Here is a 14,460-nt window from a genome sequence, read left to right as displayed (position 1 = left end):
ATTCGTCACGCGTGGCACGGTTTATGTCGATGGCAGGGCGCGCCTGCTGCAAAACACGCGCCCTGCTCTCACTCGCTCAAGCCACAGCCGGGAAATCCAGCGTCGTATCGTTCACGCGATTCACCAGATTCGTGAACGTGATCGACGCGATGGCCAACGCGGTTTCCACGATCTGACGTTCCGTGTAGCCCGCTTCCTTGACGGCGTTCACATCGGATTGCGGCACCGTGCCGTGTGTGAGCACCAGCGTGCGTACAAAGCGCACCAGCGCATCGCGCTTTTCGTCGCCGGTGGCCTCACCCGCGCGGACCTGCTTCATCGCTTCGGGCGACAGACCAGCGAACTTGCCGGCCAGCGTGTGCGCCGCCACGCAATAGTCACAACCGGCCACTTCGCTCACGGCAAGCTTGATCGCTTCGATATCGGCTTTCGAGAGCGAGCCGCCGGCCAGCACGGCCTCCACGCCCAGAATCGAGGCAAGTCCTTCGGGACTATGCGTGCCGATGGTGGCGTAAGCATTCGGCACCTTGCCGACGGCTTTGCGGATCTTCGCGAATACTTCTGCGGCGGCGCCGGTGGCTTCTTCGGGCTTGATGGCGGTAAGACGGGACATGGTCGACTCCTTGATAAACGGGGTTGTTGCATCCGGTACGCCATCGTCGATGGCATGGAAGGAGTCTAGGCGCGCAAGCTCGCGTTTTTAATGCCAGAATGGCGCGACTTCATGCTCATTCGTCTCACGCCGCCGACCATGGATATCCTCAGCCGCCTTCTGTCGCTCATGCCCGTCGCGGGCCGCCTCGACGTGCGCTGCCACTTTGGCGCGCCCTGGCGCATCGACCAGCCCGATGCCGACGCGCGCGAAATGCGCTACCACGTGCTGCTCAGCGGCTCGGCGGTGGTCGAGGACGCGCACGGCGCGCCCTCCGCACTGCAGGCGGGCGATATCGTGCTGTTTCCCTCCGGCGGCGCGCACCAGCTGCACGACGGCAGCGGCGCGCCGCCCGTCGCCATCGACAAGCGTGTGGAGCACGGCCGCACGATCGAAACCAACCACGGCGAAGGTGAGATCGCCGACGTACTGTGCGGCAGTTTCGTGCTGCCTGCCGTGCCGCAGCGCCTGCTGCGCGAGAATCTGCCCGCGCGTCTCGTGGTGCGCAGCGCGCCCAGCGGGGGCGCGGTGCCCGAGCGGCTCGTACGTCTGATCGACCTGCTGCGCGACGAGGCGCTCGAAGCGCAGCCGGGCAGCGAATCGCTCGTCAACCACCTGTCGGGCGCGCTGTTCGCGCTCACGCTGCGCTACGCGAGCCATACCGACGCGCCACCGCGCGGCCTGCTCGCGCTCGCCCAACGCCCGCGCCTGCAACCGGCCATCGACGCGATGTTCGACACGCCCGGCAAGCCCTGGACGCTGCCCGAACTCGCCGAGCTTTGCCATATGTCGCGCGCGACTTTCGCGCGTCATTTCGACGAAGCCATTGGCCGTTCGGCCTCCGACGTGCTCACCGATATCCGCATGACGCTCGCGGGCCGCCTGCTCGCCCAAGGCAGCCAGCCCGTCGCCGAGATTGGCGAATTCGTCGGCTATCAATCGGACGCTGCGTTCCAGCGCGGCTTCAAACGGCATGTGGGCATGACGCCTGCACAGTGGCGCACGGCCGCGCGCTCGCAAGCCTGATCCGATCGATTGATTCGGATCGCAGATCATCAGCCACCTTGCGTGTGATTTGCCGTCTGGGCGATCACGTCACCGCTTTCGCTCCAGCCGCCGCCCAGCGAACGATACAGCGCCACCGCCGCCTGCGCACGTTCGCGCTGCGCGTCGTTGAGCAGATCGGCGTCGGCAAGCCAGGTTTGCTGCGCGCTCAGCACGTCGAGGAAGTCAGCCGCGCCGCCCTTGTAAAGCTGGTTGGCGAGCTTGAGCGCCTGCGCCGACGAGCCCACCGCGTCATGCAACTGCTGCGTCTGCGTGGCCGTGCTCACGAGATCGGTGCGGCTGTCCTCCACTTCGCGCAGCGCCTGCAACATCGTCTGTTGCAGATTGAGTTGCGATTCGCGCATGCGGCTTTCGCTTTGCTCGATATCGGCAGTGATGCGGCCTGCGTTGAAGATCGGACTGGTCGCGCCCAGCGCCGCGCTGAAGAGATTGTCGGTGAGCGTCGGCATGCCCAGATACGACGACGCCAGCACGCCATCCGTGAGATTGAGCGAGAACTTCGGGTAGCGCTCGGCGCGCGCTACGCCCACTTCCGCCGCACGCTGCTGCACGGTCGCGTAGGCGGCCTGCACATCGGGGCGGCGCAGCAGCGCCTCGGACGGCAGCAATTGCGGCACGCTTTGCGGCGCGACGGGAATCGGCGCGGGCGTGGCCAGTGCAAGCTGCGAGACGGATTCCGGCGTGCGGCCCGTATACACCGCGATCAGATTCAGTTGATGATCGATGCTGGCCTGCGCGCGCGGAATACGCGCCTGCAATTCGCTCAGTTGCGTCTGCGCACGCGTCACGTCGAGCTGGGTTGAAAGACCGTATTTCAGGCGATCCTGCGTCAGTTGCAAGGTGCGCTGACGTATCGATACGTTATCCTGAAGAATTTTCAATTCAGCCTGCGCCCAGCGCAGATCGACATAGGCCGACGCCGTATCGGCCGCCAGCGCAAGACGCACTGCATCGAGCGCATGTTGCTGGCCAACCAGATTCGCCTGCGCCGCCAGCAGATCAAGCCGCTCGCCGCCAAACACGTCGGGCGACCAGCTAAGCGCCACGCCCGCGCCCGCCTGCTTCACGTAGCCCAGCGGCGGCGGCGTGTTCTGGCGCGCGTACGCACCCTGGGCCGTGAAATCCAGTTGCGGCAGCAGTACAGCGTGCTTTTGCGTGGTGATCGATTGCGCCTGCTTCACGCGCTCAGCGGCCGCCTGCAGATCGAGGTTGCCGGCGAGCACGCCAGCGAGCAGCGTATCGAGCGTGGCATCGTCGAACTGCGCCCACCACGCGCGTGCATCGACGGCGTCCTGCGGCGCGTCAATGCGCCAGGCGGCGGGCGCCGTCGATTGCACGGCGGCTGGCAGATCGGGATGCTGCGCGGGCTGCACGGCACAGGCGGCGAGTGTGGCAAGCGCGGCGGCGGCGAGCGTCGAACGCACGAAGTGCACGAAACGCGCGGGCCGTGCCGGGGAAATAAACATGGACATAGTGGACCTCTAAGGCTCAGTGAGCGTCGGGCGGCGGCGCGGCGGTCGTGATGGGCCGCGAAAACAGCACGCTGACAATCGCGACGACAAAGCACAGCGACAGCACGAAGAACGTATCGGAGAAAGTCATCACCAGCGCCTCGCGCAGCACCAGCGCATGCAGTTGCGCGATGCCAGTTTGCGCCGCGTCGAGCGTATTGCCCGCGACCGACTGCCAGTACGCCGTGCGCCCCGCCAGCAGCCCTTCGACTTGCGGCACGCCATGCGTGACGCTTTCGTTAAGACGCAGATAGTGAAAATTGAGGCGATCGTTGAGCATGGTCGCGCTTACCGCAATGCCGATCGCGCCGCCCAGATTACGCATCAGATTGAACAAACCGCTGGCCGATTTGAGGCGCGCAGGTGGCAGCGACCCCAGCGACATCGTCACGATGGGCGGCACCGCAAATTGCTGGCCGATCCCGCGCAGCGCCTGCGGCAGCAGGAATTGCTGCCAGCCCCAGTCGTGCGTGAGCGGCACGTACAGGTAACAGCCCAGCCCGAAGCAAATAAGGCCGAACATCAGCAGCGCACGCATGCTGAAATAACGCGTGCAGTACGCGTAGACGCCAAGCGCGAGCAACTGGAACACGCCCACCGACAACAGCGACAGCCCGATCTGCAAGGAACTGAAGCCGCGCACTTCGGCGAGAAAGAGCGGCGTGAGAAACACCGCCACGAAGATGCCAATGCCCGTCACGAACGACAGCACGCTGCCAATGCCGAAATTACGCACCGTAAGCGCGCGCAGATCGACGATAGGGTCTTTCGCGGTGAGCGCATGGACGATAAACAGAAATCCGCTGATTGCCGCGATCCATGCGCAAGCCACGATCGCGTCGTCGCCGAACCAGTTTTTACGCGGCCCTTCTTCCAGCACGTATTCGAGGCAGCCCAAAAACGCACACATCAGCAGGATGCCTAAATAATCTCCGCGCTTGACGAGCGAGAAATCGGGTTCGTCGATATGCACGTATTTGGGCACCAGCGCGGCCACAGCGATGCCCGGCACGAGGTTCAGATAGAACAGCCAGTGCCATGACCATTGATCGGTGATCCAGCCACCAATCACCGGGCCAAGCGTGGGCGCCAGCGACGCCAGCGCGCCAATCGTGGTCGAGGCCACGATGCGCTGCTTGCCGGGAAACAGCACGAATGCGGTGGTGAACACGGTGGGGATCATCGCCGCGCCCAGTGCGCCCTGCAGCGCGCGAAACACGATCATCGACTGGATGTCCCACGCCAGACCGCACAGCATGCTCGTGATAGTGAAGCCCACCGCCGACGCCACGAACAGCCAGCGCGTCGAGAGCACTTTCGAGAGCCAGCCCGACATCGGAATCACCATGATTTCGGCGATCAGATAGGCGGTCTGCACCCAGGATAGTTCGTCCTGGCTCGCAGACAACCCGCCGCCGATATCGCGCAGCGACGACGCGACGATCTGGATATCGAGCGTAGCCATGAAGAAGCCGATGCACATCAGCGCGAAGGCAAAGGCGCGCTGGCCGAGAGGCTGGAGATGCGGCGCGAGCGGTTCAGCCGGTACGGCAGACGCGGGCGGCGCGGCGGTAATTTCAGCGGCGGAAGTCGGGGCGTTCATGATGGTCGCCTGCCGTTCAGTTCGACGCGGCGGTGACGGGCTTGCCGCCGTCACCCTGCGAGCCCAGATGCACCTTCACCGTCGCCGACAAGCCAGGTCGCAGCACGCCCTCCATATCTTTTGGCACATCGACATGAATACGCACCGGCACGCGCTGCACGATCTTCGTGAAGTTGCCCGTGGCGTTTTCCGGCGGCAGCACGCTAAAGGTCGCGCCGGTGGCGGGCGCGAGGCTTTCCACCGTGCCGTGCAGCGTTCCGCTCGCGGCGTCCAGTTCGATGTCGGCGGCGTCGCCCGCGCGCATCTTCTTCAACTGGTCTTCCTTGAAGTTGGCGTCCACCCACAGATCGCTCGCGGGCACCACGGTCAGGAGCGGCGAGCCAACATTGGCGAGCATGCCCACGCGCGCCGTGCGATTGCCGATAAAGCCGTCCACTGGCGAGCGAATCGTGGTGTATTCGACGTTGAGAGCGGCCAGGCGCCGGCTCGCTTCAGCGGTGCCCACGCGCGCCTGGGCATCGACGATCTTCGCGGCCAGCACGTCCAGTTGACGCTGCGCCGCCACCACCGTCGCGCCGCTCTGCGCAACCGATGCCTGCGCCTTGGCGAAATCGGCGTCGGCGCGCTCGACCAGCTGGTTCGAGACGGCGTCGTCCTTCACCAGCGCACGATAGCGCGTCTGGTCCTGGGCGCTGCGCGTGAGTTCGGCGCTCGATGCGCGCACTTCGGCCTGATGCTGGTTGATGACTGCCGTCTGCAAGGTGCGCTGCGCTTCGAGTTCAGTCACCGCGGCGCGGGCGCTGGCGAGATCGGCGTCGGCCTGGGCGAGCTTCGCGTCGTAGTCGCGCGAATCCAGACGCATCAGCAATTGCCCCGCCTTCACGCGCTGGTTGTCCTGCACGTCGATTTCGGAGACGAAGCCGCTCACACGCGGCGCCATCAGCGTGACGTTGCCGCCCACGTAGGCGTCGTCGGTGCTCTGCACGAAGCGCAGCACGAAGAACCAGTAGCCGCCCGCCGCCGCGAGCACGAGCGCCACCGCGCCCAGCGCGAGACGCATCCAGGGCAGGCCGGCGCGTTCGCGCGGCGCGGCACCCGTGGCAGGAGTGGAAGGACTCGACATGTCGTTCACCTGTGTATATGCACTATAAAGATTAAAAAATTGCCGCTCTGCATTAATACGGAAGCGGCCCGACTCGAAATATCGTTAAACCTGATGACATTCACACCGCGCGCGTGATGCGCAACAACTCGCGCCGCAACCACGCCGCGCGGCGCGGCCCGAAGCGGCGCTCGAATTCGTCCTGCGCGGCGCGCCAATGCACATTGGCCTCGGTCAGTCGTTCGCGGCCCGCCGGCGTAAGTGCAAGACGGCGTCGGCGGCATTCGCGCGCCTGAGCCATGTCCTGCACCAGCGCGCCGCGCAACAGCGGACGCAGCGCGCGCACCAGCGTCGTGCGCTCCATCACCATCGTGCGGGAGAGTTGCGCCATCGTCAGCGATGCTTCGCCGTCCACCAACTTCGCTGCGCCCAGCGCCCCCAGGATACTGAACTGCGTGGGCGTGAGCCCCGCCGCGCTCAGATGCCGCTCGTAAAGCTGCGACAGATGCCGGGCGGCCTGGCGCACGGCGAAGCAGTCGTCGTGCTCCGGAAACGGCGCTTGCGTCGCAAGATCGACGATATTTTCGACGGCTGTATCGATGAAGGAATCGGCGTAAGTGTGCATACGCACAGATTAGACGGCAGTACGCCCCGCCACAACCGCCGCGCGCGGCATCACTTTATGACCGCGCGGAGAACAATGCCCCCTTCAAGCGCCCTCCAGCTTTCAACTCACTTTCTGCGCAGGCTGCGCGACGCCGCCGAAAAACTCCGTCGCATGGTCGATAAACGCGCGCACCTTGGCGGGCAGCAGCGTGCGCGAGGTATAGGCCAGACGGATTTCGATCTGCATGTCGCTCATCGGATAGTCGTCGAGCAGCGTGACCAGGCGCCCGTCGTCCAGTTCCGCCTGCACCAGCCCTTGCGGCAGGATGCCGATGCCAAACCCCTGCAGGACCATTTCGCGATTGAATTCGGGATTGTTCGAAGCGATCTCGTACTTGAGCGGCACGGTCAGGTCTTCCCCATCGACGCGGAAGGTGAGCGTGGGTTTGCGCAGCGACGGCGGCATCGGCACGAACACATGCGCGGCCAGATCCGAAGGATGTTTTGGCGTCGATGTGGCGGCCAGATATGCGGGCGTGGTGACGAGCGCGAGCGGTATGCGTTCGAGCAGCTTGGTTACCGTAGTGTCGGTGTTGAGCATGAACGGCAGCACGAGGCCCAGGTCATAGCCGTCCGCGACCAGGTCGACGGGGCGCTCGGTCATCATCACGTCGAGCGTCACCTTCGGATGCGCGCGCTTGAAGCTGGAGATCAGCGGCACAAGCCGGTTCACCGTGGCCGTGGTGTGCGCGACGATGCGCAGCACGCCGTTGGCTTCGCGGGTCTGCTCGGTGGCGCCCGCTTCCAGCGCGTCGAGGTCGTCCAGCACGCGGCAGCAGCCGTCGTAGAAACGCTCGGCCGCTTCGGTCAGCGAGACAGCGCGCGTGGTCCGATGAAAAAGCCGGCTGCCCAGGCGCTTTTCGAGCCGCGCAATGGCGCGCGAAACGACGGGCGTGGCGAGGCCGTGCATGTCCGCGGCGCGCGTGAAGCTGCGCGCTTCGACGACGGAACGGAAGATCCGCAGGGTGTCGATGTAGTCCATGGCAATGACCAGGTAATGGCGATAGAAACGATGGCGTAGCTTAAGGCCCCGCACGCAATTGCGCTTGGGCCCATGAATTCACGGCGCGGCCTGGCCAAACACTTCGGCGCAGAACGTGCGGCCGTCGTCGGACAGGCTCGCGCGGCCCGTGCCGTCCTCGGCGAGCGTGGTCACCACCAGCCCGCTGTCGACCAGCGCGGTGAGGTGGCGGCGCAGCCCGCTCATCGGCACGCCGGCCTGTTTGGAGAGCTTTGCGAGCGACCATTCGCGATCGGGCGTTTCGCAATGCGCGCGCCAGAGCTGTTCGAGGATCGCCACCAGTTGCGGGTCGACGCCGTCGTCGTTGCTATCGTCAATGTCGTGGCTATCTTCGTCGTGCATCGTGTCTCCTCACGCCATCTTCGCAATCAGCTCGCCGAGGGTCTTCAACGCCGCCTCGGTCTGCGCCGTCCACGGATAGCTATAGTTCAGGCGAATGTAGTGGTGAAAGTCGTTGCGCATCGAAAACATATAGCCCGGCCCGATCGTGATGCCCTGCGCGAGCGCGGCCTGATAGAGCCGCATCGAATCGACGCGCGGCGGCAGCTCCACCCACAGCACATAACCGCCCTGCGGATCGGACGTGCGCGTGCCGGCCGGAAAGAACCGCTCGATCATCGCACGCATGAGCCGCGCCTGTTGGCGATAAAAGCGCCGCAGCCGGCGCAGATGGCGGTCGTAGCCGTCGTGGCGCAGATAGTCGGCCAGCGCGACTTGCGGCACCGAAGGCGTGGTCAGCGTGTTGAGGAACTTGAGCTTTTCCACCTGCGCGCGAAAGCGGCCCGGCAGCGCCCAACCGATGCGATAGGACGCCGAAAGACTCTTGGAAAACGACGCGCAATGCAATACCAGCCCGCGCGTGTCGAACTGCTTGAGCGACGAAGGCCGCGTCTGCCCGAAGTACAGCTCCTGATAGACATCGTTTTCGATCACCGGCAGATCGTGCGCGCTTGCCAGCGCCACCAGCCGCGCCTTGTTTGCGTCGGGCATGCGAAAGCCCAGCGGATTCTGGAAGTTCGGCATCACCATGCAGGCCGCCACCTTCTGGCGCGTGAGCACGCGCTCCAGTGCGTCCAGGTCGATGCCGGTGTCCGGGTGCGTGCTCACTTCGATCGCGCGCATGCCCAGACGCTCGATGGCGTGCAGCATCGCGTAGTAGGTGGGCGACTCCACCGCGACCGTGTCGCCGGGTTTGGCCACGGCCTGCAGGCTCAGGTTGATGGCCTCGGTCGCGCCCACGGTGATGACGATTTCGTCGGGATCGATGGTCGCGCCGTTTTCCGCGTAACGGCGCGCGATCTGGCGAATCAACTCGGGGTTGCCCGGCGGCAGGTCGTCGATCAGGTTCCAGCTTGCGTGCCGCCGCGCGATGGCGTTGGCGTACTGGTTCACGCGCCGCCACGGATAGAGCGCGGGGTCCGGATACGGCGAGCCGAGCGGCACGGCGTCCTGCGCGCCGATACTGCGCAGCGTCGAGAGCACGAGTCGGCTCACGTCCACGGGCGCGGCGGCGGTAGCGGGTGCGGTCTTGCTGGCTGCGGTGCGGGCGTCGGTCGGCGCGCTGGCCCGGCGCGGCTTCGCCGCTGCCTGCGTGGTGCGCGCGGCGTGCATCCTGGGCCGCGCCTTGACGAAGAAGCCCGACTGCGGCCGCGACTCGATCACGCCACGGCTTTCCAGCAGCGCGTAGGCATGCAGCACCGTCTTGATGCTCACGCCGTGCTGCTCGCTCGCGCGGCGCACCGAGGGAATGCGCTCGCCGGGGCCGAACACGCCGCGTTGAACGGCGGCCTCGATATCGTCGGCGAGCTGTTCGTAGCGAGGCACGGGGGGCACGGAGGGCGAAGCATTCATGAAAACGTAAGACCGGAGGCGGGCAAGACGATATCGGGAGTCTATGTCAAATCGTCGCAACTGTATCCCTCGCTTTTCCGATTTTCTGTGCCCACCAGGTACACAGGCAAACAGTAGTCTCAACACATCGGGCAGACCGCCCACACCACACGAAGCCTGCGCATCATGAAGAAGCCGGAAGCCCGCATCGAGCCGTACCACCATCCCGCCGCCGGTTGGGGCGCCCTGAAACAGGTCGCGATCAATCTCATCAAGGAAAAGGTCTCGGGCGGCAACTACCGCACGCTGCTCAAGCAGAACCAGCCCGACGGCTTCGACTGCCCCGGCTGCGCATGGCCCGACCGCGAGCACGCCTCGACCTTCGAGTTCTGCGAAAACGGCGTCAAGGCCGTCGCAGCAGAAGCCACCAGCAAGCGCGTGACGCCCGCCTTCTTCGAGCAATACACCGTCACCGACCTGATGGCGCAGTCGGACTACGAGCTGGAGCAGCACGGCCGCCTGACCGATCCGATGGTCTACGACGCGAAGCGCGACCGCTACGTGCCGATCGAATGGGACGACGCGTTCAAGCTGATCGCGAAGCACCTCAAGGCGCTCGACGATCCGAACCGCGCCGCCTTCTACACCTCGGGCCGCGCCAGCAACGAAGCCGCGTTCCTCTACCAGTTGTTCGTGCGCATGTACGGCACCAACAACTTCCCCGACTGCTCGAACATGTGCCACGAGGCCACCAGCCGGGGCCTGCCGGGCACGGTCGGCATCGGCAAGGGCACGGTCACGCTCGACGATTTCGAGCACGCGGACACCATCCTGATCTTCGGCCAGAACCCCGCGACCAACCACCCGCGCATGCTGGGCGAGTTGCGCGACTGCGCCAAGCGCGGCGCGACCATCGTGTCGATCAACCCGCTCAAGGAACGCGGTCTTGAGCGCTTTGCGAGCCCGCAGCACACGCTCGACATGCTCTCGCCCAAGGGCGTGCAGATCAGCTCGGTGTTCATCCGTCCGCGCATCGGCGGCGACTTCGCGCTCATCAAGGGCGTGGCCAAGCGCACGCTCGAACTCGACGACCAGGCGGTGGCAGAAGGCACCGAACGCATTCTCGACGTCGACTTCATCGCCGAACATACGGTGGACTTCGACGCCTTCGCCGCCGATCTGCGCGCCGAATCGTGGGACACCATCGTCGCCGAAGCGGGCGTGCCGCTTGAAGAAGTCCTCAAGCTCGCCGATATCTACGTGAACGGCAAAGCCGTGATCTCAACGTGGGGCATGGGCATCACGCAGCACAAGAATTCGGTGGCGACGATCCAGTTGCTGTCGAACCTGATGATGATGCGCGGCAATATCGGCCGGCGCGGCGCGGGCCTGTGCCCGGTGCGCGGCCACTCGAACGTGCAGGGCGACCGCACGGTCGGCATCGAAGAAAAGCCCACTCAGGCGTTCCTCGACCGCCTGGGCAAAGCCTACGATTTCGAGCCGCCGCGCGAGCACGGCTACGACGTGGTCGAATCGATTCACGCGATGCTCGAAGGGCACGTGAAGGTGTTCATCGGCCTGGGCGGCAACTTCGCCATCGCCACGCCCGACACGCCGCGCACCTTCGACGCAATGCGCTCGTGCGCGCTCACCGTGCACGTCACGACCAAGCTCAACCGCAGCCATCTGATCCACGGCGAAGACGCGCTGATCCTGCCGACGCTCGGCCGCACCGAAATCGATCTGCAGAACGGCGTGCCGCAAGGCGTGACCGTCGAGGATTCGATGAGCATGGTGCACATCTCGTACGGCATGAACCGGCCCGCGTCGCAGAACCTGCTGTCGGAAATCGCCATCGTGGCGCGCATGGCCCACGCGACGCTCGGCAGCGCGAAGGTCGACTGGCTCGGTCTGACCGCCGATTACGCGAAGATCCGCGACGGCATCGAGCAAGTGTTCGACGGCTTCCAGAACTACAACGAGCGCATCAAGACGCCTGGCGGCTTCCACCTGGGCGTCGCCTCGCGCGACCGCGTCTGGAAAACGCCTAGCGGAAAGGCCCAGTTCAAGGTTCACGCCATCGAACTCGACTCGCCGATCCACCGCGCGCGCGCCGAACACGGCCAGCAGTTGATGACGCTGATGACCACGCGCTCGCACGATCAGTACAACACCACGATTTACGGGCTGGACGACCGCTATCGCGGCGTGTACGGCCAGCGCCGCGTGCTGTTCGCCAATCGCGACGATCTGGCGATGCTCGGCTTCGCAGCGGGCGAGCATGTCGATATCACCAGCGTGTGGGACGATGGCGTGGAGCGCCACGTGGAAGACTTCCTGCTCGTCGAGTACGACATTCCGCGTGGGTGCCTGGGCGCTTATTACCCGGAGACGAATCCGCTCGTGCCGCTTTCGTCGATCGCCGATGGCGCGGGCACGCCGACTTCGAAGTCGATTCCCGTGCTGCTTTCGCGTTCGAAGGCGGCGGCGTTGGCGGCTTGAAGTAGCGCGATATCGCAGGACGTAAAAAAAGCCATTCCGGTTTAGAGCCGGAATGGCTTTTTTGTATTCGTGCGCCGCGCAAGCGCGGCTTGCAGACTTACGCTTCGCTCTTCGCCTCAGCCAGAGCGCGTGCGCCCTTCTGCTGCGTGAGCGGCGCGATTTCCATCTCGTCGTAGCGGATGAAACGACTACGCTTGACGATGCGATAACCCAGCCACATCAGCGCGAACAGCGGAATGCCGATATACGTCGCCAGCACGCTCGCCCAGTCGATCTTGTTCGACGTGAACGCCTGATAGTCCTGCCCGAGCATGATGACGAGGCAGACCACGAACGCGAAGATCGGGCCGATGGGGAACCACTTCGAGCGATACGGCAGTTGCGCGAACGACAGACCCTGCGCAACGAAGCCCTTGCGGAAACGATAGTGACTCACCGCAATACCCAGCCACGCAATAAAGCCCGTCATGCCCGAGGTATTGAGCAGCCACATGTACACGGTTTTATCGCCGTACATCGACGAGAGAAAACACAGCGCGCCCACCGCCGTGGTCGCGTAGAGCGCGTTGCGCGGCACGCCGCTCGACGACAGCTTCGCGAAAATGCGGGGCGCGCGGCCCTCGACGGCGAGGTTGTAGAGCATCCGCGTGGACGCATACATGCCCGAATTGCCCGCCGACAGCACGGCGGTCAAAATCACCGCATTCATGACGCCCGCCGACAGCGCCAGACCCGCGCGGCGGAACACCAGCGTAAACGGACTCACGCCGATATCGGTGACATCGGACTTCAGCAGATTCGGATCGGTATGCGGAATCAGCAAGCCGATAACGATGATCGCCAGCACGTAGAACAGCAGAATGCGCCAGAACACCTGACGCACTGCACGCGGAATCGTCTTGCCGGGGTTTTCCGATTCGCCGGCGGCCACGCCAATCAGCTCGGTGCCCTGGAACGAGAAGCCCGCGATCATGGTGACGCCCAGCAGCGCAGGCAGGCCGCCCACGAACGGACCGCCTTCCGAGGTGAACGTGCCCCAAACGTGATCCGCACCGCCCTTCATCACGCCGACGATCATGAACAGACCCACGCCGATGAACGCCACCACCGTCACGACCTTGATCAGCGAGAACCAGTATTCGGCCTCACCGAAGCCGCGCACGGACAGCGCGTTGAGCAGGAACATGATGGCGAGGAATCCCGCGCTCCACCAGACGCCCGGCACGTGCGGGAACCAGTAGCCCATCACCAGTTGCGAGGCCACCAGTTCGACCGCAATCGTCACGGCCCAGTTGTACCAGTAGTTCCAGCCGAGCGCGAAGCCGAAGCCCTCGTCGACGAATTTCGCGCCATAGGTCGCGAACGAGCCGGACACGGGCATGAAGGCCGCCATCTCGCCCAGACTCGTCATCAGGAAGTAGACCATCAGGCCGATCACCAGATAGGCAGCGAGCGCGCCGCCCGGACCTGCCTGCGAGATCGACGCGCCCGAGGCGACGAACAGACCCGTGCCGATCGAACCGCCGATGGCGATCATGGTGAGATGGCGGGCTTTGAGACTGCGATGCAACGAGGGCTGCTCGTCTCCCGAGCGGGCTGTGCCCCCTGAAACGCGATGCGGATCCGAATCCATATAACTCTGTTTCTTTATGGCTAGTGTGACTGGGTGTGACGACAATCCAGGACGTGGCCAGACCGCCAGGCGGATGCCCGACCATTCTTTACGGATAGCTGACAAAACCGGTGGCGATATCGCCGCAGACAGCGGGATTCGACCCCGCAATTTGATGCGACGCCCGCATGGGCGTGCCCGGGTGGTGCCTCGTGACTACCTGGTGATCGACCGAATGGATTGCTCGCCCTGAAAGGCGCAACCCGTTATTTTATCTTAGTGGAGCATGGCGCGGTGAGGGACAGGTCAGGGCGTGCCTTGGTCAGCACTTCGCGTCCCGCCCCTTAAGCACCCGACTACTGAACCGCGCGGCTGTTCGGTGTCACTCGTGGATCGTTACACAGCCTCTCGCAACCACCGTCACACAACGGAACAAGTTCGACATAGATCTGATGGAGGTTTAACGAACCGTCTTCATTCTTCACCATCTGATCGGTCAGCGTCTTCGGCTCGATCAGGACATGTTGTGGTTTGATGCCCAACTGAACCAGATAGGCGCTGACCGTTGCGCCGCGCTCACTTTTCAGCCTCTCGACGTTCCTTTCTCCGATATACGCGCCTGCGATAACTACGGCCTGAATATCAACGTCGGGCCACCTTTTCGCTTCGATGACAATATTCGCGATCGCCAGCCTGTCGTCGTTCGTCAGATAGGTGGAATTGAGAGGAAGCCGCGTCTCCATTGACTCGCTGATGGTGCAAGCGATTGAGGTTGTATAGATCGACCATGTTGCGAAGGCGAACGCGAGCGATATGGATAAACGAATTATTTTTCTCATCTTGCGACAGTTTTATCGAAGGTTGCGATGTATCCGGTAATGCTATCGGCGTTACGG

General features: G+C 64.2%; 12 protein-coding genes. 2 read left to right on the top strand and 10 right to left on the bottom strand.

Annotated elements, in window-relative coordinates:
- Positions 1-76: 76 nt before the first annotated feature.
- Positions 77-613 carry a carboxymuconolactone decarboxylase family protein gene (locus VG320_RS14420; protein ID WP_327200778.1) on the bottom strand — a complete coding sequence of 179 codons (537 nt, stop codon included), beginning with the start codon at positions 611-613 and terminating at the stop codon, positions 77-79.
- Positions 614-724: 111 nt separating this feature from the next.
- Between VG320_RS14420 and VG320_RS14415 the strand changes: the two genes are divergently transcribed.
- The gene (locus VG320_RS14415) at positions 725-1,678 is read left to right on the top strand and encodes an AraC family transcriptional regulator (RefSeq protein ID WP_327200777.1); all 954 of its coding nucleotides are present in this window, start codon (positions 725-727) and stop codon (positions 1,676-1,678) included.
- A gap of 29 nt (positions 1,679-1,707) precedes the next feature.
- On the opposite strand, the gene VG320_RS14410 is transcribed toward VG320_RS14415, so the two are convergent.
- The 7 genes from VG320_RS14410 to VG320_RS14380 form a co-directional block, all read right to left on the bottom strand.
- Complete coding sequence (locus VG320_RS14410; RefSeq protein WP_327200801.1) at positions 1,708-3,141, bottom strand: efflux transporter outer membrane subunit; 1,434 nt, start codon at positions 3,139-3,141, stop codon at positions 1,708-1,710.
- A 64-nt stretch (positions 3,142-3,205) separates the two neighbouring features.
- The gene (locus VG320_RS14405; RefSeq protein ID WP_327200776.1) at positions 3,206-4,831 is read right to left on the bottom strand and encodes a DHA2 family efflux MFS transporter permease subunit; all 1,626 of its coding nucleotides are present in this window, start codon (positions 4,829-4,831) and stop codon (positions 3,206-3,208) included.
- A gap of 16 nt (positions 4,832-4,847) precedes the next feature.
- Entirely contained in the window at positions 4,848-5,954 is a 1,107-nt protein-coding gene (locus VG320_RS14400; RefSeq protein WP_327200775.1) for an HlyD family secretion protein, read from the bottom strand.
- 100 nt (positions 5,955-6,054) lie between these two features.
- Positions 6,055-6,564 (bottom strand): MarR family winged helix-turn-helix transcriptional regulator, encoded by a 510-nt coding sequence (locus tag VG320_RS14395; RefSeq protein WP_414696040.1) that lies wholly within the window; start codon positions 6,562-6,564, stop codon positions 6,055-6,057.
- A gap of 96 nt (positions 6,565-6,660) precedes the next feature.
- Positions 6,661-7,581 carry a LysR family transcriptional regulator gene (locus tag VG320_RS14390; RefSeq protein WP_327200774.1) on the bottom strand — a complete coding sequence of 307 codons (921 nt, stop codon included), beginning with the start codon at positions 7,579-7,581 and terminating at the stop codon, positions 6,661-6,663.
- A 78-nt stretch (positions 7,582-7,659) separates the two neighbouring features.
- Positions 7,660-7,962, bottom strand: a complete 303-nt coding sequence (locus VG320_RS14385; protein WP_327200773.1) for a helix-turn-helix domain-containing protein — start codon at positions 7,960-7,962, stop codon at positions 7,660-7,662.
- Between the two features lie 9 nt (positions 7,963-7,971).
- Positions 7,972-9,444, bottom strand: coding sequence for a PLP-dependent aminotransferase family protein (locus VG320_RS14380; protein ID WP_327200772.1), 1,473 nt, complete (start codon positions 9,442-9,444; stop codon positions 7,972-7,974).
- Positions 9,445-9,636: 192 nt separating this feature from the next.
- Here VG320_RS14380 and VG320_RS14375 point away from each other — a divergent pair, with 192 nt between their 5' ends.
- Positions 9,637-11,952: an FdhF/YdeP family oxidoreductase gene (locus VG320_RS14375; RefSeq protein WP_327200771.1), complete on the top strand. Its 2,316-nt coding sequence runs from the start codon at positions 9,637-9,639 to the stop codon at positions 11,950-11,952.
- Between the two features lie 97 nt (positions 11,953-12,049).
- Here VG320_RS14375 and VG320_RS14370 read toward each other — a convergent pair whose 3' ends face one another.
- Together VG320_RS14370 and VG320_RS14365 are read right to left on the bottom strand one after the other, a co-directional pair.
- Positions 12,050-13,585: an amino acid permease gene (locus tag VG320_RS14370; protein WP_327200770.1), complete on the bottom strand. Its 1,536-nt coding sequence runs from the start codon at positions 13,583-13,585 to the stop codon at positions 12,050-12,052.
- A 335-nt stretch (positions 13,586-13,920) separates the two neighbouring features.
- Entirely contained in the window at positions 13,921-14,307 is a 387-nt protein-coding gene (locus tag VG320_RS14365) for a hypothetical protein (RefSeq protein ID WP_327200769.1), read from the bottom strand.
- Between the last annotated feature and the right edge of the window lie 153 nt (positions 14,308-14,460).

It is taken from the genome of Paraburkholderia sp. (assembly GCF_035948235.1).
Lineage (GTDB): Bacteria > Pseudomonadota > Gammaproteobacteria > Burkholderiales > Burkholderiaceae > Paraburkholderia.
This window is presented reverse-complemented; position numbering and strand designations above follow the sequence as displayed.